This is a genomic window from Pseudomonas fluorescens (genome assembly GCF_004683905.1).
Lineage (GTDB): Bacteria > Pseudomonadota > Gammaproteobacteria > Pseudomonadales > Pseudomonadaceae > Aquipseudomonas > Aquipseudomonas putida_A.
Window position 1 is genome coordinate 5,153,356 of sequence record NZ_CP038438.1, and the last position, 22,866, is coordinate 5,176,221.

The 22,866-nt window shown below is 59.9% G+C and carries 21 protein-coding genes, 4 tRNA genes and 1 pseudogene; 13 read left to right on the forward strand and 13 right to left on the reverse strand.

Translation table 11 applies throughout. The features are described from left to right. Positions 1-40: 40 nt before the first annotated feature. From E4T63_RS23740 to E4T63_RS23755, 3 genes are all read left to right on the forward strand, one after another. Positions 41-1,057, forward strand: a complete 1,017-nt coding sequence (locus E4T63_RS23740; protein WP_134787352.1) for a class I SAM-dependent rRNA methyltransferase — start codon at positions 41-43, stop codon at positions 1,055-1,057. 218 nt (positions 1,058-1,275) lie between these two features. Beyond that, positions 1,276-4,224, forward strand: coding sequence for a DUF748 domain-containing protein (locus E4T63_RS23750; RefSeq protein ID WP_135296583.1), 2,949 nt, complete (start codon positions 1,276-1,278; stop codon positions 4,222-4,224). Then, a complete protein-coding gene (locus tag E4T63_RS23755; RefSeq protein ID WP_115988878.1) occupies positions 4,224-4,520 on the forward strand; it encodes a DUF2845 domain-containing protein in 297 nt (98 codons plus the stop codon). Before E4T63_RS23750 ends, E4T63_RS23755 begins: the two co-directional genes overlap by 1 nt. 266 nt (positions 4,521-4,786) lie before the next feature. On the opposite strand, the gene E4T63_RS23760 is transcribed toward E4T63_RS23755, so the two are convergent. Beyond that, positions 4,787-5,143, reverse strand: a complete 357-nt coding sequence (locus E4T63_RS23760) for a BON domain-containing protein (protein ID WP_025108814.1) — start codon at positions 5,141-5,143, stop codon at positions 4,787-4,789. A 299-nt stretch (positions 5,144-5,442) separates the two neighbouring features. Continuing rightward, positions 5,443-5,883, reverse strand: a complete 441-nt coding sequence (locus E4T63_RS23765) for a pilin (protein WP_098965660.1) — start codon at positions 5,881-5,883, stop codon at positions 5,443-5,445. A gap of 228 nt (positions 5,884-6,111) precedes the next feature. On the opposite strand from E4T63_RS23765, the gene pilB reads away from it, so the two are divergent. From pilB to yacG, 5 genes are read left to right on the forward strand one after another with little or no spacing between them, the layout of a single operon-like run. Further along, positions 6,112-7,812: a type IV-A pilus assembly ATPase PilB gene (gene pilB / locus E4T63_RS23770; protein ID WP_097089222.1), complete on the forward strand. Its 1,701-nt coding sequence runs from the start codon at positions 6,112-6,114 to the stop codon at positions 7,810-7,812. A gap of 2 nt (positions 7,813-7,814) precedes the next feature. Then, the gene (locus E4T63_RS23775; RefSeq protein ID WP_098965663.1) at positions 7,815-9,032 is read left to right on the forward strand and encodes a type II secretion system F family protein; all 1,218 of its coding nucleotides are present in this window, start codon (positions 7,815-7,817) and stop codon (positions 9,030-9,032) included. 1 nt (position 9,033) lies between these two features. Next, on the forward strand, positions 9,034-9,906 hold the full coding sequence (locus tag E4T63_RS23780; RefSeq protein WP_096795219.1) for a prepilin peptidase: 873 nt from the start codon (positions 9,034-9,036) through the stop codon (positions 9,904-9,906). Next, positions 9,903-10,526 (forward strand): dephospho-CoA kinase, encoded by a 624-nt coding sequence (gene coaE / locus E4T63_RS23785; protein WP_135296584.1) that lies wholly within the window; start codon positions 9,903-9,905, stop codon positions 10,524-10,526. Before E4T63_RS23780 ends, coaE begins: the two co-directional genes overlap by 4 nt. After that, the gene (gene yacG / locus E4T63_RS23790) at positions 10,523-10,720 is read left to right on the forward strand and encodes a DNA gyrase inhibitor YacG (RefSeq protein ID WP_003228296.1); all 198 of its coding nucleotides are present in this window, start codon (positions 10,523-10,525) and stop codon (positions 10,718-10,720) included. Before coaE ends, yacG begins: the two co-directional genes overlap by 4 nt. Positions 10,721-10,726: 6 nt before the next feature. Here the strand turns inward: yacG and E4T63_RS23795 are convergent, their stop codons facing one another. Further along, entirely contained in the window at positions 10,727-10,942 is a 216-nt protein-coding gene (locus E4T63_RS23795) for a hypothetical protein (RefSeq protein ID WP_003228298.1), read from the reverse strand. A 65-nt stretch (positions 10,943-11,007) separates the two neighbouring features. Continuing rightward, positions 11,008-11,697, reverse strand: a complete 690-nt coding sequence (locus E4T63_RS23800; protein ID WP_135296585.1) for an energy-coupling factor ABC transporter permease — start codon at positions 11,695-11,697, stop codon at positions 11,008-11,010. 117 nt (positions 11,698-11,814) lie between these two features. On the opposite strand from E4T63_RS23800, the gene E4T63_RS23805 reads away from it, so the two are divergent. The 4 genes from E4T63_RS23805 (at position 11,815) to E4T63_RS23820 (ending at position 14,552) form a co-directional block, all read left to right on the forward strand. Continuing rightward, on the forward strand, positions 11,815-12,441 hold the full coding sequence (locus tag E4T63_RS23805) for a DUF1780 domain-containing protein (protein ID WP_003228301.1): 627 nt from the start codon (positions 11,815-11,817) through the stop codon (positions 12,439-12,441). Further along, on the forward strand, positions 12,438-12,965 hold the full coding sequence (locus tag E4T63_RS23810) for an MOSC domain-containing protein (protein WP_098965671.1): 528 nt from the start codon (positions 12,438-12,440) through the stop codon (positions 12,963-12,965). Before E4T63_RS23805 ends, E4T63_RS23810 begins: the two co-directional genes overlap by 4 nt. 51 nt (positions 12,966-13,016) lie before the next feature. Then, on the forward strand, positions 13,017-13,190 hold the full coding sequence (locus E4T63_RS23815; RefSeq protein WP_003228304.1) for a DUF3094 family protein: 174 nt from the start codon (positions 13,017-13,019) through the stop codon (positions 13,188-13,190). A 63-nt stretch (positions 13,191-13,253) separates the two neighbouring features. Next, entirely contained in the window at positions 13,254-14,552 is a 1,299-nt protein-coding gene (locus tag E4T63_RS23820) for an NAD(P)/FAD-dependent oxidoreductase (RefSeq protein WP_003228306.1), read from the forward strand. Between the two features lie 141 nt (positions 14,553-14,693). Here E4T63_RS23820 and E4T63_RS29105 read toward each other — a convergent pair whose 3' ends face one another. The 9 genes and pseudogenes from E4T63_RS29105 to rluD form a co-directional block, all read right to left on the reverse strand. Beyond that, a complete protein-coding gene (locus E4T63_RS29105) occupies positions 14,694-15,557 on the reverse strand; it encodes a methyl-accepting chemotaxis protein (RefSeq protein ID WP_432431711.1) in 864 nt (287 codons plus the stop codon). A gap of 39 nt (positions 15,558-15,596) precedes the next feature. Next, positions 15,597-16,319: pseudogene (locus E4T63_RS29110) on the reverse strand (MCP four helix bundle domain-containing protein); the annotation flags it as partial. Between the two features lie 162 nt (positions 16,320-16,481). After that, positions 16,482-16,558, reverse strand: a tRNA-Pro gene (locus E4T63_RS23835). A gap of 97 nt (positions 16,559-16,655) precedes the next feature. After that, positions 16,656-16,731 (reverse strand) — tRNA-Lys (locus tag E4T63_RS23840). Between the two features lie 5 nt (positions 16,732-16,736). Next, positions 16,737-16,813, reverse strand: a tRNA-Pro gene (locus E4T63_RS23845). A gap of 9 nt (positions 16,814-16,822) precedes the next feature. Continuing rightward, positions 16,823-16,898: transfer RNA gene (locus E4T63_RS23850), tRNA-Asn, on the reverse strand. A 296-nt stretch (positions 16,899-17,194) separates the two neighbouring features. Then, on the reverse strand, positions 17,195-19,759 hold the full coding sequence (gene clpB, locus E4T63_RS23855; protein WP_027612807.1) for an ATP-dependent chaperone ClpB: 2,565 nt from the start codon (positions 19,757-19,759) through the stop codon (positions 17,195-17,197). Between the two features lie 131 nt (positions 19,760-19,890). Beyond that, complete coding sequence (gene pgeF / locus E4T63_RS23860; RefSeq protein ID WP_134787357.1) at positions 19,891-20,613, reverse strand: peptidoglycan editing factor PgeF; 723 nt, start codon at positions 20,611-20,613, stop codon at positions 19,891-19,893. Beyond that, entirely contained in the window at positions 20,610-21,572 is a 963-nt protein-coding gene (rluD, locus tag E4T63_RS23865; protein WP_007963852.1) for a 23S rRNA pseudouridine(1911/1915/1917) synthase RluD, read from the reverse strand. The genes pgeF and rluD overlap by 4 nt, the downstream gene beginning before the upstream one ends. Positions 21,573-21,723: 151 nt before the next feature. On the opposite strand from rluD, the gene E4T63_RS23870 reads away from it, so the two are divergent. Then, positions 21,724-22,746: an outer membrane protein assembly factor BamD gene (locus E4T63_RS23870; RefSeq protein WP_027612809.1), complete on the forward strand. Its 1,023-nt coding sequence runs from the start codon at positions 21,724-21,726 to the stop codon at positions 22,744-22,746. Positions 22,747-22,866 lie beyond the last annotated feature (120 nt).

Here is a 22,866-nt window from a genome sequence, read left to right on the forward strand (position 1 = left end):
TAAACTCCCGCGCCTCAATTCTCATCAGCAAGGCGCACGCATGTCTTCCTTGAATCAGGCGCTGCGCGCCGCCCTCGACAAACGCCAGGACCTGCTCGCTGAGCTGCACAGCCAGGGCACCGATTGCTACCGGCTGTTCCACGGCAGCCAGGAAGGCGCCGGTGGCCTGACCGTCGACCGCTACGGTCCGCAATTGCTGGTGCAAAGTTTTCACCAGACGCTGGAGCGTGACGACCTGCTGCAACTGCACGCCATGGTCAATCAGACCCTGGGCTTTGACACCCTGCTGGTCTACAACGACCGCTCCCGGGGCAACTCGCGCATCGATCGCGAAGACAGCGTCTACAAAGCCGACGCCGCCGCACTGGCGGATCTGGTCGGCCACGAATGGGGCCTGAACTATCGCGTGCGCGGGCGACATGCCGGGCAGGATCCGCTGCTGTTTCTCGACCTGCGCAACACTCGCGGCTGGGTCAAGGATCACGCCAAGGGCAAAAGTGTGCTCAACCTCTTTGCCTACACCTGTGGCGTCGGCCTGAGTGCCGCTGCCGGTGGCGCGCGCGAGGTGTGTAACCTCGACTTCGCCGAAGGCAATCTGGCAGTCGGCCGAGAAAACGGCCTGCTCAACCCGCAATTGCCCGAGATGCAATTCATCCAGTCCGATTACTTCCCGGCGATCCGTCAGCTCGCCGGCCTGCCGATCAGCCAGCGGCGCGGGCAGAAACTGCCGAGCTATCAGCGCCTCGAACAGCGCCAATACGATCTGGTGCTGCTCGACCCGCCCGCTTGGGCCAAGAGCGCCTTCGGCACCGTCGACCTGCTGCGCGACTATCAGAGCCTGCTCAAGCCGGCGCTGCTGACCACCGCTGACAACGGCGTGCTGATCTGCTGCAACAACCTGGCAAAAGTCAGCATGGACGACTGGCGCGAACAGGTCCTGCGTTGTGCCGAGAAAGCCGGGCGACCGGTGCGCGAATGGAGCGTGATGACTCCGGGCGCGGACTTCCCGTCGCTGGACCAACAGCCACCGCTGAAAACCCTGATCCTGCAGTTGTAACCCCCCCTGCGGGACTGGCAATCATCCAATGTGGGAGCGAGCTTGCTCGCGAAAGCGGCGCGTCAGTCAGCATATTTCTCGACTGATCCACCGCTTTCGCGAGCAAGCTCGCTCCCACAGTGTCTTGGTCCTACAGAACAATCTGAACAATCCTGCCCCCCACGATGTACTTCGGAACCAGAATCGCGTGCCATACTCCAAGGCACTCCGATTCAGAGATGACGCCGCACATGCCCAAAGGATTGATTCGCGCGATTGGCGCCTTGTTGACTGCTCTGGCCCTCTACAGCCTGCTGGGGTTTCTGATTTTGCCGGGCATCGCCCTGCGTATCGCCAACCAGCAACTGGCGAACTACGCCACGGTGCCGGCGCATATCCAGCGCATCGAACTCAATCCGTTCAGCCTGGAAGTCACCCTGTGGGGCTTGGTCGTCGGTGAGCCGGGCAAGGAGCAGGTCGGCTTCGAGCGGCTGTACGCCAACCTGCAACTCGACAGCCTGTGGACCAAGGCGCTGCACCTGGCCGATATCGAGCTGGACAAGCCCAAGACCGAAATCCTCTTCGCCAAGGACGGCCAGCTCAATCTGCTGGGCCTGTTCAAAATTCCCGCCAGCGAACCGACCCCGGCCGATCCGAATGCCAAGCCGTTCCCGCTGCGCATCGATCGCATCCAGCTGGCCGGTGGCAACGTACATTTCCAGGACGCCCGGCCGAGTGAGCCGATCGAGTTCATCTACGACAAACTCGACTTCGAGCTGAAAAACCTCAGCACCCTCCCCGACGATAACGCCGACATGACCCTGGTCGCCGCCGGCCCGGCCGGTGGGCAGATCGACTGGAAAGGCAACTTCAGCCTGATCCCGTTCACCTCCGAAGGCACCTTGAAAGTCACCGACGGCAAGATGAAATCATTCTGGCCTTACGTGCGTGACGCGCTGCCGCTGGTACTCGAAGACGGCGTGCTGAATCTCAGCACCGAGTACAAACTGAATCTGTCGAAAGAAACCGAACTGCTGTTGAACAACGTCGCGGTGAGCATTGCGCCATTCGCGATCAAGGCGCCGGACGGACGCCCATTGGCGAAACTTGAACGCCTCGACGTCAGCGAAACTTCGCTGGACCTGGCCAAACAGCAAGTAGTGGTCGGCAAGATCCGCAGCAACAAACTGGAAACCTGGGCTGCGCTCGAAGCCGACGGCCAGCTCGACTGGCAGAAACTGTTCGCCAGCCAGCCATCGAAACCTGCCGCCAAGGCCGCCGCCGAACCCAAGACCACTCCGGCCGCCGCCGACTCGCCGAAAGCGCCGGTCGCGCCGAGCAAGCCCTGGCAAGTGCTGCTCAAAGACGTCCAGCTACGCAACTACACCGTGCATCTCGCCGACCGCTCGGCCAACCCACCCGTGGCGCTGGATGTGACGCCGCTGAACATTGATCTGCAGGATTTCGACAGCCTCAACGGTTCGCCCTTCAAGGTCAGGCTCGACAGCGGCTTGGGCAAACAAGGCAAGATCAAAGCCGATGGCGTGGTCAACCTCGCGCCGGTCACCGCCCAGCTCAATGTGAAAACCCAGGACATCGACCTGCGCGTTGCACAGTCCTACATCAATCCGTTCATTCGCCTGGAACTGCGCAGCGGCATGCTTGGCAGCGACCTCAAGGTCAACCTCAAGAGCACCGCCCCGCTGGCACTCGGCGTGACCGGGCGTGCGCAGATCGATCAATTGCACACCCTCGACACCCTGAAAACCCGCGACTTCCTCAAGTGGCAGCAAGTGGTGGTTGAAGGCATCAACTATCAACACGGTGACAGCCTGTCGATCGACAAGGTCAACCTGTTCCAGCCGTACGCGCGGTTCATGATCAACGATGACCGCACCACCAACATCGACGACCTGCTGATCCCGCAGCCCGCCGACAATGGTGCGAAAACCGCAGCGGCGAAACCGGCCAGTAAAGACAAACCACTGGGCATTCACATCGGCGCGATTGCAATCAACGATGGCTCGGCCAACTTCGCCGATTTCAGCCTGACGCCGAACTTCGCCACAGCAGTTCAACAGCTCAACGGCCAGATCGGCACCATCGACAGCCGTCAGGCGAAACCGGCCAGCGTCGACATCAAGGGCAAGGTCGACCGCTATGCCCCGGTGACCATCAAAGGCGCGGTCAATCCATTCGACCCGATGGCCAGCCTCGACATCGCCACCAGTTTCAAACGCGTCGAGCTGACTACCCTGACCCCGTATTCCGGCAAGTTCGCCGGTTACCGCATCCGCAAGGGCCGGCTCAACCTCGACCTGCATTACCTGATCACCAAGGGCCAGTTGAAGGCTGAAAACAAAGTGGTGGTCGAGCAACTGCAACTCGGTGAAAAAGTCGACAGCCCGGATGCCGTGAGCCTGCCGCTGAAACTGGCGATTGCCCTGCTCAAGGACGTAGACGGCAAGATCTCCATCGAACTGCCAGTGACCGGCGACCTCAACAACCCGCAGTTCAGCGTGATGCCGATTGTCTGGCAGACCCTGCGCAACCTGATCGTCAAGGCCGCCGCCGCACCGTTCAAGATGATTGGCGGGCTGATCAACGGTGGCGGCTCCGAAGACCTCGGTACCGTGTCATTTGCTGCGGGCTCAAGCGATTTGAGCAAGGATGCCGAAGCAGCGCTGGATAAACTGTCCCAAGCCCTCAAGGAACGTCCAGCCCTGCGTCTGGAAATCGAAGGCACTGCCGCACAGAGCAGCGACGGCCCGTTGATTGCCGAGCAGCGTCTGGAGCGCGAATACCAGTACAACTACTACAAGATGCTCCAGCGCCGTGGCGACAAGGTGCCGGCTCAGGCGTCCCTGCTGCAAGTGCCGGAGAGCGAGAAAGGCCCGCTGCTCGAAGGCATCTACCGCACCCGTCTGAAAACTCAGCCACCGGCCGAATGGAAAGATCTGGGCAAAGAAGAACGCACGGCGAAAATGCGTGATGGTGTGATCAAGTTCTGGAGTTCCAGCGATGTGCTGCTGCGGCAGTTGGGTCAGGAACGCGCCAGCAGCATCAAGGATTATCTGGTCGACAAAGGCCAACTGGCGGATGACCGGGTGTACTTCATCGATGCCAACCTTGGCGAGGCCGAAAGCGATGGTCGGGTCGTGACGCAAATGCATCTGGACGCCGAATGATGAAGCGCAAATGGCTGGCAGCGTTGACGCTGCTGCTCGCTGGCAGCCCTGCACTGGCCTCCGACACGCTGCGCTGTGGCAGTCAGTTGGTCAGCCTCGGTGACCGCGCCAGCGAAGTACTGCAGAAGTGTGGCGAACCGGTGAGCCGCGATGTCCTCGGCTACAAGCGCAGCGCCAACCGCCGCGAAGAATTTCAGGTCGAGGAATGGACCTACGGTCCGAGCAACGGCATGTACCAGTACCTGCGCTTTGAAGGCAATCGTCTGCGGCAGATCAACAGCAAGCGCGGTAATTAATTCACCCCCCCCTGTAGGAGTGAGCCTGCTCGCGATAGCGGTGTGTCAGTCAGCAGATTTCTCAATCTGACACACCGCTATCGCGAGCAGGCTCACTCCTACAATTGTTTTGTGGTGCCCCTGAAATAGAACAGGCCCCGACACAAGTGCCGGGGCCCGTAATGGTCACGTCCGTGTGACCGTTCGCATGAACTCTAAAGTTGCGGCAGACGTATTGCTCGGCCCGTCTGTCGCGCCTTCTCCCGGTCCAGGCGAGAAGTCATGCCTTACTCGGCTTTCAGGCCGTCAGCGGAGACCGCTTTGACGCCTTTGATTTTCTTGGCGATAGCCACGGCGGTGGTTTTCTGAGCCTCGGTCACTGCAACAGTGGAGGACAGGGATACAACGCCTTTGTTGGTTTCAACTTTGATATCGGTACCTGGGATGCCTTTTTCGGTTACCAGGTCGCTTTTGACTTTGGTAGTGATCCAGGTATCGGAAGTAGCTTCTTTAGCCTTGGTCATTTCACCAGCAGCCAGAGTCATTGGAGCCTGAGTAGCCTGGGTGGATTGTGCGAAAGCACCGGAAGCCATGGTCAGGGTCAGCGCGGTAGCAGCAGCGGCAGTGATAGCGAACTTCTTCATACGAGTAACTCCTGTTTTTCTGGAAAGTCTGCTGGTTGTCTTGTCAGCAGGGTTACTGGGTATATTGCGAAGGCTGTGCCAACTTTTCGAAAGACAATAAATCCTTTTAAATCAATGAGTTATGAATTAAGCAAATTTTCGGAATCATGCAATTTGCATGACAAGTGCATTATCGACATGCAAGTTGCGGCTTTTCGGAAAGTTCCTAACACGCTGAAATTCTTGAAGCTTTTTTCCAGCGTCAAAAGACAAAAAAATGCCCCGCAAAGCGGGGCATCCGGTGACGCTTGTCGAGTCAATCAGGCACCGCTGCCTGGGCAACCCTTAGGCGCGTAGTCGGCGTTCACCGTCGAAGCGCAGCTCCAGACACCCGCCGCCGAGCCGGTCCCCGAAGAACGAGTCAGCGTGATGGTTTTGCCCAGCACTGGAGCCGGGGCGTTGGCCAAGGTGCAGACGATGGTCCCCGCGCCAGTCGACGCCGTGCCGGACGCGGTCACGGTGCCGCAATTGGTGGTAGTAAACGACGCGCTACCTGCCACCAGCGTCAGCGTCGGGTCCGTACCTTGATTAATGGTGTCCTCGAAAGGCACTTTTAGCGCGCTGATTTCCGCCAGCCCGGCAGTGACTTTCGAGCGTGCCTGATACTTGGTGTATTGCGGCAGGGCAATCGTCGCCAGAATCCCGATGATCGCTACCACGATCAGCAGCTCGATCAGAGTGAAACCTTTTTGGTTGTTCATAGACAGGCTCTCCATGCATGAGTCGGAATCTCATGATCTGCAAAGGGCTCAGCATAGGCCGTGCCAACCGCTTGCAGACCCCGCACGCTCGGCATAAAGGTGCCGTGTCGCGCTTTCCTACAACCCGTAACCGCACTATCTGACACTTTTTGTCACCTGTACCGGGCGTGTTTGGCGCTGTCACTTGACTAGGCTATAAGTCATGAACTGTCAGCATCCGGAATCCCCATGAATGACATCGCTCTGAGCGGTCTGGCCAAGCAATTGGTGCAGGCCGAACTGCTTACGGAAAAAAGCGCCCAGCAGGCCTGGCAACAGGCGCAGCGCAATCGGCTGTCGCTGGTCAGCTACCTGGTGCAGAACAAACTGGTGAAGAGCTCACAGGTGGCCGAGATCGCTTCCGAGCATTTCGGTATGGCCTTCATGGACCTCAATTGCCTGGACAAGGAAACCCAGCCCAAAGGCCTGGTCAGTGAAAAACTGGTGCGCCAGCATCACGCCCTGCCCTTGTGGCGCCGTGGCAACAAGCTGTTCGTGGGCATTTCCGACCCGAGCAATCATCAGGCGATCAATGACATTCAGTTCAGCACCGGGCTGAGTACCGAAGCCATTCTGGTGGAGGACGACAAGCTCACCGAGGCCATCGAGAAATTCTTCGACACCCACGCCAGCGGCCTCGAAGAAATGGCCGACGTCGATCTCGACGGCGTGGATGTCGAGTCCGTCGACGACAGCCGCCAGGACGCCATCGGCGGACTCGACGCCGATGACGCGCCGGTCGTGCGTTTCGTGCACAAGATGCTGCTCGACGCGATCAAGAGTGGCTCCTCTGACCTGCACTTCGAACCTTACGAAAAGACCTTCCGGGTGCGGGTGCGCACCGATGGCATCCTGCGCGAGGTGGCCAAACCGCCGATCCAGTTGGCCGGGCGAATCGCCGCACGCCTGAAAGTCATGGCCAGCCTGGATATCTCGGAACGGCGCAAACCCCAGGACGGGCGGATCAAGATGCGCCTGTCGAAGACCAAGTCCATCGACTTCCGGGTCAACACTTTGCCGACCCTATGGGGCGAAAAAGTGGTGATCCGGATTCTCGACCCGTCCAGCGCGCAGATCGGCATCGATGCATTGGGTTACGAACCGGCGCAGAAAGAACTGTACATGGCAGCGCTCAAGCAGCCCCAAGGGATGATTCTGGTAACCGGACCTACCGGGTCGGGGAAAACCGTATCGCTGTACACCGGCCTCAATATTCTCAACACCGTCGACATCAACATTTCCACCGCCGAAGACCCGGTGGAAATCAACATGGAAGGCATCAACCAGGTCAACGTCAATCCGAAACAGGGGCTGGATTTTGCTCAGGCCCTGCGTTCGTTTCTGCGGCAGGATCCGGACGTGATCATGGTCGGGGAAATCCGCGACCTGGAAACCGCCGAAATCGCGATCAAGGCCGCGCAGACCGGCCACCTGGTGCTGTCCACGCTGCACACCAACAGCGCTGCCGAAACCCTGACCCGTCTGCACAACATGGGCATTCCCGGGTTCAACATCGCCACCTCGGTCAGCCTGATCATCGCACAGCGCCTGGCGCGCAAGCTGTGCAGCCACTGCAAGAAACCGATCGAGATCCCCCGCGAAACACTGATCAAGGAAGGTTTCCCGCCGGAACAGATCGGCAGTTTCACGATCTATGAGCCGGTCGGTTGCGACCTCTGCAACGGCGGCTACAAGGGACGCGTGGGGATTTACGAAGTGGTGAAAAACACCCCTGACCTGCAACGGCTGATCATGGCCGAAGGCAATTCGCTGGAAATCGACAGCCAGATGCGTCGCGACGGCTTCGACGACCTGCGCACCTCGGGCCTGCACAAGGCCATGCAAGGCATCACCAGCCTGGAAGAAATCAACCGGGTCACCAAGGACTGAACATGGCGGTCAAGGCAGCGAAAATCAGCATCTACGCCTGGGAAGGCACGGATCGCAAAGGCAGCAAAGTCACGGGCGAGTTGAGCGGGCAGAACCCCGCGCTGATCAAGGCCCAACTGCGCAAGCAAGGAATCAATCCGGGCAAGGTACGGAAGAAATCCACCTCCCTGCTCAGCCTCGGCAAACGCATCAAGGCCCAGGACATCGCCCTGTTCACCCGGCAGATGGCAACCATGATGAAAGCCGGCGTACCGCTGCTGCAGTCGTTCGACATCATTGGCGAAGGCTTCGACAACCCGGCGATGCGCAAACTGGTAGACGAGGTGAAGCAGGAAGTGGCCGCCGGCAACAGCTTCGCCGCCGCACTGCGCAAGAAACCGCAGTATTTCGATGAGCTGTATTGCAACCTGGTGGATGCCGGCGAGCAATCCGGCGCCCTCGATACGTTGCTTGAGCGGGTCGCGACCTATAAGGAAAAAAGCGAAGCGCTCAAGGCCAAGATCAAGAAAGCCCTGACCTACCCAAGCGCCGTGGTGCTGGTGGCAATGGTCGTTACCGGGATTCTGCTGGTAAAAGTGGTGCCGCAGTTTCAGTCGGTATTTTCCGGCTTCGGCGCCGAATTGCCGGCCTTCACCCTGATGGTAATCAGTATCTCGGAGTTCCTGCAGCAATGGTGGTGGGCGGTACTTGGTGCGCTGATCGCGGCGGTGTTCGGCATCCGCCATGCGCTGAAGAAGTCCCAGGCCTTGCGCGACCGCAAGGACACCTGGCTGCTGAAGCTGCCGCTGGTGGGCACGCTGATGTACAAATCGGCAGTGGCGCGATTCGCCCGCACCCTGTCGACTACCTTTGCCGCTGGCGTACCGCTGGTGGAGGCACTGGATTCGGTGGCGGGTGCCACCGGTAACGTGGTGTTCAAACGCGCGGTGCTGCGCATCCGTCAGGACGTCGCCACCGGCATGCAGCTGAATTTCTCGATGCGCAGCACCGGCGTCTTCCCCAACATGGCGGTGCAGATGACCGCCATCGGTGAGGAATCGGGCGCGCTGGATGACATGCTCGACAAGGTCGCCGGTTTTTATGAAGAGGAAGTGGATAACATGGTCGACAACCTCACCAGCCTGATGGAGCCGTTCGTCATGGTGGTGCTCGGGGTCATCGTCGGCGGGCTGGTCGTGGCCATGTACCTGCCGATCTTCCAGCTTGGCTCAGCGATCTGACATGCCTATCGACGAACTCTTCAGTCTGTATCCGCTGGCCTTTGTGTGCACCGCCCTGCTGTTGGGTCTGGTGGTCGGCAGTTTCCTCAACGTACTGGTCTGGCGCCTGCCGAAAATGCTCGAGCGCGATTGGCGCCAGCAGGCGCAGGATGTCCTCGGTCTGCCAAGCGAAACACCACTGCCGACCTACAACCTGATGCTGCCGCACTCCCAGTGCCCACACTGCGGCCACCGGATTCGGGCTTGGGAAAACATTCCGCTGCTCAGTTACTTGGTGCTGCGCGGACGCTGTTCGGCGTGTGCCGCGCCCATCAGCAAACGTTATCCCCTGACCGAACTGGCCTGCGGCCTGCTTTCGGCATTCGTCGCCTGGCATCTGGGTTTCGGCTGGCCGGCGGGCCTGTTGATCGTCCTTACCTGGGGGCTGCTGGCGATGAGCCTGATCGACACCGAACATCAACTGCTGCCCGATGTGCTGGTGTTGCCGTTGTTGTGGCTGGGGCTGATCGTCAACAGTTTCGGGCTGTTCGTCTCGCTGCACGCGGCGTTGTGGGGTGCGGTAGCCGGTTACATGGCGCTGTGGTCAGTGTTCTGGCTGTTCAAGCTGCTGACCGGCAAGGACGGCATCGGCCACGGCGATTTCAAGCTGCTGGCGCTGCTCGGGGCCTGGGGCGGCTGGCAGATTCTGCCGCTGACGATCCTGCTGTCATCGCTGGTGGGGGCGATTGTCGGGGTGGTTCTACTGCGTCTGCGTGAGCAGAAAACCTCGACGCCGATGCCCTTCGGCCCGTATCTGGCAATTGCCGGCTGGATTGCCTTGCTCTGGGGTGGTCAAATAACCGACTTCTATTGGCAGTTTGTCGGTTTGAAATGAATACCCCTGTGGAAAAACCCTGGATTCTCGGCCTGACCGGCGGCATCGGCAGCGGCAAAAGCGCCGCGGCCCAGCACTTCATCGATCTCGGGATCCATGTGGTCGACGCCGACCATGCGGCGCGCTGGGTGGTCGAGCCGGGGCGCCCGGCACTGGCGAAGATTGCTGAACACTTCGGTTCCGGTGTCCTGCAAGCCGATGGCACGCTGGACCGTGCGGCCCTGCGCAAGTTGATCTTTGAAGTGCCTGAAGAACGCCGCTGGCTCGAAGCCCTGCTGCATCCGTTGATCGCCGAGGAAATCGCGCACCATCTGGGGCTGGCAACATCGCCTTACGCGATTCTGGTTTCACCGTTGCTGATCGAATCCGGGCAGTACGCGATGACTCAAAGAATTCTGGTGATCGATGCCCCGCAACAACTGCAGATCGAACGCACCTTGCAGCGTGACCAGACCAGCGAACAGCAGGTCCAGGCGATCCTCAAGGCCCAGTCCAGCCGTGAAGACCGCGTGAGCCGTGCCGATGATGTGGTGGTCAACGACCGCGACCTCGCCTGGTTGCACAGCGAAGTCGAGCGCCTGCATCACTTTTACCTGACTTTATCCGGAGGCCAGTCATGAGCCCTACAACCGTCGAATGCCCAACCTGCGGCGCCCCCGTGGAATTCACCCCAGAGAACAAATTCCGCCCGTTCTGCTCCGATCGCTGCAAGCTGATCGACCTCGGCGCCTGGGCGTCCGAAGAGCACAAGATTCCGGTCGCCCCGGATGCCGAAGACGAAATGTTCTCCGGCGATTTCGACCCGCGTCACTGATCGCGATCAGGGCCGCATGAAGCCGTAGTCCTGATCGTCGTCGAGGTTTTCCGCGAGAAAGCGCAACTCGTCGGCCAGGTCTTCGGCGTTGCGCACCGTCTTGCTCTGCTGCACCACCGCGCTGAGCAAGGCGCGCAGACTCAGGCCCGGATCGAAGCCCACCTCCAGCGCCATGTCCAGACTCTGCCGGGTCTCCTGCCTCGCCCACTCGTAAACACTCATGCCGCTGCTCCTGAAGGAATTTGGCCGAGCATGAAATGCCGCGTGGATGACGGATTTGATGTGGATCAAGACTTGGGATCGTCGTCCTTCCAGGGCGCCGAAAGGTAGCGGGTGCGGTTGAAGGTTTCCAGCCACTCGGGGCTGAACACCACCAGCGCGCTGATCACCATGCCGTTGATGAACGCTTCGGGAAAGATCAGCAGCCACAGGTAGCCGATGAAATCTTCCAGCCATTCCGGCATGGCAAACAGACCGTCGTACCACAGCAGGCCCAGACTCAGCGTCAGACACAGCAATGCGGACAACGCTGCGGCAAAGAACCCGGAACAGAAGATATACACAAACGGATTACGCGGCTGGGCGCGCTCGACGAGGATCGCCACGCACTCGGTGATCAACACCGGCAACAGGATCAGCAACGTACCGTTGACCCCGACCGCCGCCAGATCCTGGCGCCCGAGCAACACCAGCCCGAGCTGCGCCACCAGCCCGCCGATGATCGCCAGCGGCCAGTCGAGCAGCAACGTCACGGCGGTCATGCCGATGAAGTGATAAGAAACCCCGGTGTCGAAATCCCTGCGCACCATCCACAGCAGAAACAAGGCGAACACAGTGCCGAACAGCAGATGCTGGCGGCGACTGTCAGTGAACAACTCGACCCACGGCGCACGACAGATCGCCCACAACAACACCGGCAGGTAAATCAACCAGCCGAGTGTCAGGCTCGTCGACGACAGCAGTTCTGCACCGATCATGAATCCCTTACCTTCTCCATGGGTTTGATTCCTTCATCGGAGTCTACACCGCCCTCTTCCGGGCATCAGCCGATGCAAAGCTTTCTGCTTGTCGCATTTGAACGCTAAGCTTGGCCTATGGATGACTCAGATTACTTACGCCTGCTGACCATTGCGGCCGAGCAAGCCAACGCGTTCCTGTCCAATGCCCGCAAATGGGAGCGTGAGCGTTGGGTCTGCCAGCGCCTGCTGCAAGGCTTGAACATTCCCTACCGTGCCGATGAGTTCGCCCCCGCCGGCGAGCCGCCGGACGTGCTGTTTCGCGATGCCAATTTCGAAGTGTTCTTCGTTCTCGATGAAGGCCGCCGACTCAACGACGAATGGCGCGATGAACTGCAACGCCGCCGCAGTGCGTTCTCCCTCAGCCAACTGGTGCGTCGTGAAGCCAAGCCACGGCGGATCCCGGCCAATGAATTCTTACTGCGACTGGCGCCGACCTTGCGCAAAAAAGCGCACAACTACAAGGAACGCGGCATGGATCTGGGCGAACTGGACATCATCGCCTTCGCCAGCCTCAAGCGCGAGGTGCTGGACCTCAACAGCCATTTTCCACCGCCGACCGAGTATCTGCGTCAGGGTTGGCGCTCGCTGTCGCTGGTCGGCCCGACCTTCGCCCGGGTGCTGTTCGCCCATCCCGATGCACCGGACTTTCTGCGCAGCAACCTCGGTCGCAGTATCGTCTTCGATGTCGGGATCAGCCTGTGACGCCGCTACAGCAGTTGATCGCCGACGTGCCGCAGACCGGCCGCGTACGCTGGATCGGCGTGCGCCCCGAGTCTCGCGGCCCGATGATCGAGCTAGACGCCGTCGAGGCACGGCTCGAAGCGGGGTTGACCGGCGATCACGCCCGCCCGGGTGTACGCAACGCACGGCAAGTAACGTTGATTCAGTTCGAACACCTGGCGGTCATCAGCGCGTTGATGGGCCGGCCTGACGATCAACCCGTGAGGCCTGAAGACCTGCGGCGCAATCTGGTCATCAGCGGTATCAATCTGTTTAGTCTCAAGGGTCGGCGCTTTCGCATCGGTCAGGCAATATTCGAGACCACCGGCTGGTGCCAGCCCTGCGCGCGCCTGCAAAACAACCTCGGTCCCGGCACCTTTCAAGCGGTGCGCGGGCATGGCGGAATAACCGCGCGGGTGTTACAAAGCGGGATCATTCGCCTCGACGACGGTGTGTCTGTCGAACCGGTTCCGGACAGCGGCTATGCTGCGTTCAACCCCGGTTGAAAACCGCTGTAGCTTCTGCACATTCAGCAACGTCTACCTGACGAGGCCTTTATGACCAGCCGCCTGAACCCCGAAGACCAAAAGCATGTCGAAGAGTACCTGCAACTGTCCCAACACCGTGTCGAGCGCCGGCCTTTTCGGCCGTGGATGCTCCTGGTGCTGGTGCTGGCAGTGACCATTGGTCTGGGCCTGCTGAGCCGACTTATCAGTTACCTGACGCTATGAGCAGCATTGCGCTCGCGAAGGTGATTGCACCGATTTCCTTTAAAAACCTTGCGAGTGATCCCTATGTCCCATCGTATTGTCATTGTCGGCGGCGGCGCCGGCGGTCTGGAGTTGGCTACCCGTCTGGGTAAGACTCTGGGCAAGCGCGGCACGGCCAGTGTGATGCTGGTCGACGCGAACCTGACGCACATCTGGAAGCCCCTGCTGCACGAAGTGGCCGCCGGATCGCTGAACTCTTCCGAGGATGAACTCAACTATGTTGCCCAGGCGAAATGGAACCACTTCGAGTTCCAGCTGGGGCGCATGAGCGGGCTTGATCGCGCGCAGAAGAAAATCCAGCTGGCCGCCACCTACGACGAAAACGGCGTGGAACTGGTTCCTGCGCGTGAAGTGGCCTACGACTCGCTGGTGATCAGCGTCGGCAGCACCACCAACGATTTCGGCACCCAGGGCGCAGCGCAGCACTGCCTGTTCCTCGACACCCGCAAACAGGCCGAACGCTTCCACCAGCAGTTGCTCAACCACTACCTGCGCGCGCATGCCGGGCAGACCGATGTGATCGAGCAGATCAGTGTGGCGATCGTCGGGGCCGGCGCCACGGGTGTCGAGCTGGCGGCAGAACTGCACAATGCCGCACACGAACTGGCGGCCTACGGTCTGGACCGAATCAAACCGGAAAACATGCACATCACCCTGATCGAAGCCGGCCCACGGGTGTTGCCAGCCCTGCCGGAGCGCATCAGCGGCCCGGTGCACAAGACTCTGGAGAAACTCGGGGTCAATGTGATGACCAACGCTTCGGTCAGCGAAGTGACCGCCGACAGCCTGATCACCGCCGATGGCAACGTGATCAAGGCCAGCCTGAAAGTCTGGGCTGCCGGGATTCGCGCGCCGGGTTTCCTCAAGGACATCGACGGCCTGGAGACCAACCGCATCAACCAGTTGCAAGTGCTGCCGACGTTGCAGACCACCCGCGACGAAAACATTTTCGCCTTCGGTGACTGCGCCGCCTGCCCGCAACCGGGTTCGGATCGCAACGTGCCGCCGCGTGCGCAAGCCGCGCACCAACAGGCTTCGTTGCTGGCCAAGTCGCTGAAGCTGCGTATCGAAGGCAAAACCCTGCCGGAGTACAAGTACACCGACTACGGCTCGCTGATTTCGCTGTCGCGTTTTTCGGCTGTGGGTAACTTGATGGGTAACCTGACCGGCAGTGTGATGCTGGAGGGCTGGCTGGCGCGGATGTTCTACGTGTCGCTGTACCGCATGCACCAGATGGCACTGTACGGACCGTTCCGCACGGCGATGCTGATGCTGGGCAGCAAGATCGGTCGCGGCACCGAGCCACGCTTGAAGCTGCATTGATCTAAAACTGTGGGAGCGGGCTTGCTCGCGAAGAGGTCGTGTCATTCAACATTCATGTCGACCGATACACCGCTTTCGCGAGCAAGCCCGCTCCCACACTGTTTTGCGCAGCTCAAAAATCCAGCAATCGATCTCTGCACATCAGAGCTGGAAGCGCCGTACCATGCCTTGCAGCGCGTTGGCCAGTTGCGACAGTTGGTGACTCGACGCGCTGGTCTGATCGGCTCCCGCTGCCGAACGGATCGACAGGTCGCGAATGTTCACCAGGTTACGATCCACTTCCCGCGCAACTTGCGCCTGCTCTTCGGCGGCACTGGCGATCACCAGATTGCGCTCATGAATCTCATGCACTGACGCGGTGATGGTTTCCAGCGCCTCCCCGGCGCGCTCGGCCAACGCCAGCGTGGTCGTGGCCCGTGCAGCGCTGGCCTGCATAGAGTCCAGCGCCAGGCTTGAACCGGTGCGCATGCCCTGCACCATCTGCTCAATCTCCTGCGTCGATTGCTGAGTGCGATAGGCCAGCGCCCGCACTTCATCGGCGACCACCGCAAAACCTCGTCCGCTCTCCCCTGCGCGGGCCGCCTCGATGGCGGCGTTGAGCGCAAGCAGGTTGGTCTGCTCGGCAATCGCACGGATGACATCCAGCACTTTGCCGATGTCCTGTGACTGGTTGGCCAGCGATTGCACCAACTCGCCGGTGTGCTGCACGTCGCTGACCAGCGCATTGATGGCCGACGCGGTGTCACTGACCCGCGCCTGTCCCAGTTGCGCCGACTCACTGGATTGGCGGGTGGCATCGGACGTCGACACCGCGTTGCGCGCGACTTCTTCAACCGCCGTGGTCATTTCATTGACCGCCGTGGCGGCCTGTTCGATTTCGTTGTTCTGCTGCTGCAGGCCTTGTGTGCTGTCGAGCGTCACCGCGTTGAGCTCATCGGCAGCGGTGGCCAATTGCGTGGCCGAACCGCTGATGCCTTGCAGCGTTTCCCGCAGGTTCTGCTGCATGGTTGCCAAGGCCTTGAGTAAGCGGCTGACTTCATCGTTACCGTGGGTTTCGATCGGTCGGGTCAGGTCGCCTTGGGCCACACTTTCGGCAGCGCTGACGGCCGTGCTCAACGGACGAATGATGCTGCGGGTGAGCAACATGGCCAGCGCCACGGTGGCCAGCGCCGCCAGCGCGATGAACAGACTGACGATGGTGCGTGAGGTCTGGTAGTGGTCAGCAGACTTCTGGCTTTCCGCGGCAACCTGTTTGGCGAACAGATCCGCCAGATCATTGAGCTGCTTGCCGGAGCCGTCGACCACGGTTTTCATATCAACCAGCAACAATTTGGTCAGTTCATCACGCTTGCCTTGATCGGCCAGGGTGAAGGATTGCGCGATGCCGGTGCGATACGCGGCGAAGGTTGTTTTGAACTGGTCATAGAGCTGCTGGCCTTCCGCCGTGGTGACCAATTTGTCGTAGGCGGCGATCTTCTCGCTCAGCTCCTTGTCGCGGGTATCCATCTGGCTGCGGTAAGTCGCGACGTTCTTCGGATCCTGATCAAGCGCCATGCGCAGGGAAATCGTGCGGATCCGCAACATCAGCTCGCGAATCTCGTCACCGCCGCGAATGCTCGGCAACCACTGGCTCTCTACCGCGACCTCACTGTCACGGATGCTCGACATCTGCCCCAAGGCGAATACCCCAAGCAGCGCCACCAGGACCGCGATCAGGGCGAAACCCAGTGCGGCACGTGGAGCAATATTCAACTGACGAAGCAACATGACGGACGCCCTTATTCTTGTATTGGCCAGATAGAAGGGGCGAACAGCGGCAGTCCCCTCTCGTTAGCGGGCTATCGGCAAGTTGTACGATGACTTGAAGGGAATTGTCTTTCGCGAGGACAAAAAAAATCCCCGTATCTTTCGATACGAGGATTTTTAGTATGGTCGGGGTAAGGGGATTCGAACTCCTGACATCCTGCTCCCAAAGCAGGCGCGCTACCGGACTGCGCTATACCCCGGTAAAAAAAAGGCGACCTATCAAAGATCGCCTTCTTCGATCAGCGCTTTTGGCCTCTGATCTTAAGATTCGATCCCAGTGTTACCTGGTTTCAAAAATGGTGGGTCGTGTGGGATTCGAACCTACGACCAATTGGTTAAAAGCCAACTGCTCTACCAACTGAGCTAACGACCCAAAAATGGTCGGGGTAAGGGGATTCGAACTCCTGACATCCTGCTCCCAAAGCAGGCGCGCTACCGGACTGCGCTATACCCCGGTTTGAAATTGGCTCCGTGACCAGGACTCGAACCTGGGACCCAATGATTAACAGTCATTTGCTCTACCGACTGAGCTATCACGGAACTACATATTTCAATTTACAACGGTGAAACTTACAGCTCTTAGACTTCCGTTCGCATCGCTGCGTTCGTGTGTCTGAGGCGCGCTATTCTACAACCTAGAACACCTCTGTCAACCCCCTAAATCGCTTTCAAGTTAATGATTTGCAACTTATTTCAGATTTCAGCTCAGTGAGCTGAGATGCTGCGGGTGACTGACTGCGGGGCGCACTTTACAAGCCTTTTCCTTAGACTTCAACAGCCTAACGAAAAAAAGGCCTCGCAAAGCGAGGCCTTCCTTATTTCATTGGCGTTGCCGCTCAGTCGAAAACGATTTCGTCGTTCACGACCTTGCCGGTTGCTGTATCGCCCGGCAGGAAATGCCCCGACAGGATCAACTGCGCCAACGGGTTTTCGATCCAGCGCTGGATCGCACGTTTGAGTGGACGTGCGCCATAAACCGGGTCGTAACCCACGGCAATCAGCTTGTCCATCGCTTCCGGACTCAGTTCCAGCTTCAGCTCGCGCTCGGCCAGACGACTGCGCAGACGGCCCAGCTGGATCTCGGTAATGCCCGCGATCTGATCCCGCGCCAGTGGCTCGAAGATCACTACTTCGTCGACCCGGTTGATGAACTCGGGACGGAAGTGCGACGTCAGCGCGTCCATCACCGCTGCACGCTGGGCCTCACGATCACCGACCAGTTCCTGGATCTGCGACGAACCGAGGTTCGAGGTCATGACGATCACGGTATTGCGGAAATCCACCGTGCGTCCGTGGCTGTCGGTCAGCCGTCCATCCTCAAGCACTTGCAGCAGGATGTTGAATACATCCGGATGCGCCTTCTCGACCTCGTCCAGCAGGATCACCGAGTAAGGCTTGCGACGTACCGCTTCGGTCAGGTAACCGCCCTCCTCGTAACCCACGTAGCCTGGTGGCGCCCCGATCAGCCGCGCCACGGAATGTTTCTCCATGAACTCGGACATGTCGATCCGCACCATTGCCTCTTCGGTATCAAAGAGGAATTCGGCCAGCGCCTTGCACAGCTCGGTTTTACCGACACCGGTCGGGCCGAGGAACATGAACGAGCCGCTCGGACGATTCGGATCCGCCAGTCCGGCGCGCGAGCGCCGTACCGCGTTGGCGACCGCAACCACCGCCTCGTCCTGACCAATTACACGCTGATGCAACAGGCTTTCCATCTTCATCAGCTTGTCGCGCTCGCCTTCGAGCATTTTCGACACCGGAATACCGGTCCACTTCGAAACGACTTCGGCGATTTCCTCTTCGGTCACCTTGCTGCGCAGCAACTGGTTTTCGCTCTTGCCGTGCTGGTCGACCATTTGCAGGCTGCGCTCCAGATCCGGGATCACCCCGTACTGCAATTCGGCCATGCGGTTGAGATCGCCTTTACGGCGCGCCGCTTCCAGCTCCTGACGCGACTGCTCGATCTTTTGCTGAATCTGCGCCGAACCCTGTACCTCGGCTTTTTCCGAGTTCCAGATTTCTTCCAGATCCGAGTACTCACGCTCGAGACGGACGATTTCTTCCTGGAGTTTTTCCAGGCGTTTCATCGCCGCTTCATCGCTTTCTTTCTTCAGTGCCTGAGATTCAACCTTGAGCTGAATCAGGCGACGCTCCAGACGATCCAGCACTTCCGGCTTGGAGTCGATCTCCATGCGGATACGGCTGGCGGCCTCGTCGATCAGGTCGATGGCCTTGTCCGGCAACTGCCGATCCGTGATGTAACGATGGCTGAGCTTGGCCGCGGCGATAATCGCGCCGTCGGTGATCGCCACTTTATGGTGAACCTCATAACGCTCCTTGAGGCCACGCAGGATGGCGATGGTGTCTTCTTCACTCGGCTCGTCCACCAGGACTTTCTGGAAACGCCGCTCAAGCGCCGCATCCTTCTCTATATATTGGCGGTACTCGTTAAGCGTGGTTGCGCCGACGCAGTGCAGCTCACCGCGCGCCAGTGCCGGTTTGAGCATGTTGCCAGCATCCATCGAGCCTTCGCCCTTACCGGCGCCGACCATGGTGTGCAATTCGTCGATGAACAGAATGATCTGCCCTTCCTGCTTCGACAGCTCATTGAGCAGGGCTTTCAGGCGCTCTTCGAACTCACCGCGATACTTGGCACCGGCAATCAGCGCGCCCATGTCCAGCGACAGCAGACGTTTGCCCTTGAGGCCGTCCGGCACTTCGCCGTTGATGATGCGCTGGGCCAGACCTTCGGCAATCGCGGTTTTACCCACGCCAGGTTCACCGATCAGCACCGGGTTGTTCTTGGTGCGACGCTGCAGAACCTGAATGGTGCGGCGAATTTCGTCGTCACGGCCGATCACCGGATCGAGCTTGCCTTCTTCGGCACGCTTGGTCAGGTCGACAGTGTATTTGTCCAGCGCCTGACGCGACTCTTCGTGGTTGGCGTCATTTACCGCCTCACCACCGCGCAGGTTGTTGATCGCGTTTTCCAGGGCTTTCTTGCTCACGCCCTGGCCGAGCAGCAGTTTGCCGAGCTTGCTGTTCTCGTCCATCGCGGCGAGCAGCACCAGCTCGCTGGAAATGAACTGGTCGCCCTTCTGCTGGGCCAGGCGATCAGCCTGATTGAGCAGGCGCGCCAGATCCTGCGACATGTTGACGTCGCCGGTCGGGTTCTGGATTTTCGGTAATTGGTCGAGCTCTTTGGTCAGCTCTTTGCGCAAGCTGTTGACGTCGAAGCCGACTTGCATCAACAGGGGTTTGATCGAACCACCCTGCTGTTCAAGCATGGCCTGCATCAAGTGCGCCGGCTCGATGGCCGGATGATCGTGGCCAACGGCCAGGGATTGGGCGTCGGACAACGCCAACTGTAATTTGCTGGTTAAACGGTCTATACGCATGGGGTCACCTTCCTTTTGAGCAGGCCGGACCTAAAAACCATCCTGAATAAAGAAACCTGCCAGATACCACTGTAGATGCGGTCGATTCTGGGAGATTCAAGCGTCAGCGAGTTGATTCAGGTCAGGCAAGTCTAGCGGGTGAGCCAGACAAGGGAGGCGAAACGGCCAGTGCGCGACGCACGGCGGTAAGAAAAGAAGCGCGGGTCGGTCACGGTGCAGAAACCGCCGCCATAAACCGCAGTGACACCGCGTTCAGCCAGGCGCAGGCGCGCCAGCAGGTAGATGTCGGCCATGAACTTGCCAGCATTGTGGCTGGGCACGAAGGCTGCTGCCGCTTCCGGCAATTGATTGACAAAGACTTCGCGTACTTCCGGGCCGACTTCAAAGGCTTTCGGGCCAATGGCCGGGCCGAGCCAGACCAGTACGTCCGCCGCAGCGGTGTCGAGATGATCGAGAGTGGCTTCCAGTACGCCCGCCGCCAAACCGCGCCAACCGGCGTGAGCCGCCGCGACGCGAGTACCGGCACGGTTGCAGAACAATGCCGGCAGACAATCTGCGGTCATCGCCGTGCAGGCAATCCCGGGAGTCGCCGTCCAACTGGCATCGGCGGTGGCAACCACGCCCGGATCAGCATGGGCCACGGCAATCCCGTGTACTTGCTGCAACCAGGCAGGCTGTATAGAGAAGTGTTCGGTCAGACGCCGACGATTCTCGGCGACTGCATCCGGGCGATCATCGACATGATCACCCAGATTGAGGCTGTCGAACGGTGCCTCGCTGACACCCCCCTCGCGGGTGGTGACACAGGCCCTGACGCTGGCCGGCGCAGGCCAGTCCGGCGTCAGCCAGTTCATCCGACGAATGCCTCGCGATCCTGCTTGAGCAGGGTCAGCAGCCAGACGAAATCTTCCGGCAGCGGCGATTCCCAGCTCATGCGCTCACCGGTGGTCGGATGATCCAGCTCGAGGAAACGTGCGTGCAGGGCCTGACGCGGGAAGTGCTTGAGCGACTCGACCATGGTCGGGTTCGCGGCAGGCGGAATGCGGAAACGACCGCCGTACGCCGGGTCGCCGACCAACGGGAAGTTGATGTGCGACATGTGCACGCGAATCTGGTGGGTGCGGCCGGTTTCCAGTTTGACCCGCACATGCGTGTGGGACCGGAAACGCTCCAGCACGCGGTAGTGACTGACGGCCGGCTTGCCGCCTTCCATCACTGCCATGCGCTGGCGCTGCTGACCATGACGGCCGATCGGGGCGTTGATCTTGCCCCCGGCGGTCACGACACCGATCACGATGCACTCGTAGATCCGGCTGACGCTGCGGCTTTGCAGTTGGGCAACGAGCTTGGTCTGCGCCTGAATGGTCTTGGCCACCACCATCAGACCGGTGGTGTCCTTGTCCAGACGATGCACGATACCGGCGCGCGGGACATTGATGATGTCCGGCACATGGTGCAGCAAGGCATTGAGCAAGGTGCCATCGGCGTGGCCGGCAGCCGGGTGCACCACCAGGCCCGCAGGCTTGTTGATCACCAGGATGTCGTCGTCTTCATAGACGATGTCGAGCTCGATGTCCTGGGCGATCCACTCGCCCTGGGCTTCCTGCTCGGCAGTCAGCTCAAGGATGGCACCGCCGTGCACGATGTCGCGCGGGCGGATGACCGCCCCGTCCACAGTCAGGCGACCTTCTTTGATCCAGGCGGAAAGGCGCGAGCGTGAGTGCTCAGCGAAGAGTTGGGCGGCGACTTGATCGAGGCGTTGGCCGCCCAAATCGGACGGCACCTCTGCGCGAAGTTCAATTTTATCGGACATGCTCTGACTGGGCGTCGGCACAGCCTTTGGTTTCGGCTGCGCGCTTGTGGTTAAATACGGCGTCTTTTGCCCCGAGGCTTTTCAACGGGGCGCTCATCATAACAGGACGGCCCCGCCCAAGACAGCGGCCGTCATAGGGACGCAAGCCGCCATGCAAGTGAAACACCTGCTGCTGATCGCCATCCTCGCATTGACCGCTGCTTGCTCATCGAAGGAAGTCGTAGACGAAAACCTCAGCGAAGCCGAGCTGTATCAGCAGGCTCAGACTGACCTGGACAACAACAGCTACACCAGCGCCACAGCCAAGCTGAAGGCCTTGGAGTCGCGTTATCCGTTCGGTCGCTACGCCGATCAGGCACAGCTGGAGTTGATCTACGCCAACTACAAGAACGCCGAACCGGAAGCTGCAAAGTCCGCCGCCGAGCGTTTCATTCGTTTGCATCCGCAGCATCCGAACGTGGATTACGCGTACTACTTGAAAGGTCTGACCTCTTTCGACCAGGACGTCGGCCTGCTGGCGCGCTTCCTGCCGCTGGACATGACCAAGCGTGACCCGGGCGCTGCCCGCGACTCGTACAACGAGTTCGCACAGCTGACCAGCCGCTACCCGAACAGCCGCTACGCGCCGGACGCCAAGCAGCGCATGATCTACCTGCGCAACCTGCTGGCGGCCTACGAAATCCACGTAGCCGACTACTACCTGACTCGTCAGGCCTACGTCGCCGCCGCCAACCGTGGCCGTTATGTAGTGGAAAACTTCCAGGAAACCCCATCGGTCGGCGACGGCCTGGCGGTGATGACCGAGGCTTACCAGCGTCTGCACCTGGACGATCTGGCCGCCACCAGTCTGGAAACCCTGAAGCTCAACTACCCGAACCACCCAAGCCTGCAGGACGGTCAGTTCGTGCCATCGGTCGCCGAAGCCGACAACCGTTCGTTCCTGAGCAAGGCGACGCTGGGCCTGATCGAATCGCGTCCACCGCTGCCGCCGGGAGAAACCCGCGCCAATCAGGACGTGCAGAAGCAGTTCCAGGACGCGAAAGACGCAATCCCGAACGAGCTCAAGCCTAAAGACGAAAACGGTGACGTGATCGAGGAAGAACATCACGAGGCTGAGGGCAACAACGATGACCGTTCGTGGTTCAGCTACATGACCTTCGGCGTGTTCGACTGATCACACCGGCGGCACAAAAAAGGGAGATCTGCGGATCTCCCTTTTTCATTGCCGGGCGTTAATAGTCTGTGCGCCTGACGACTCCTTGGCTAAACTGCCGAATCATTAGCCGAAAAGCCG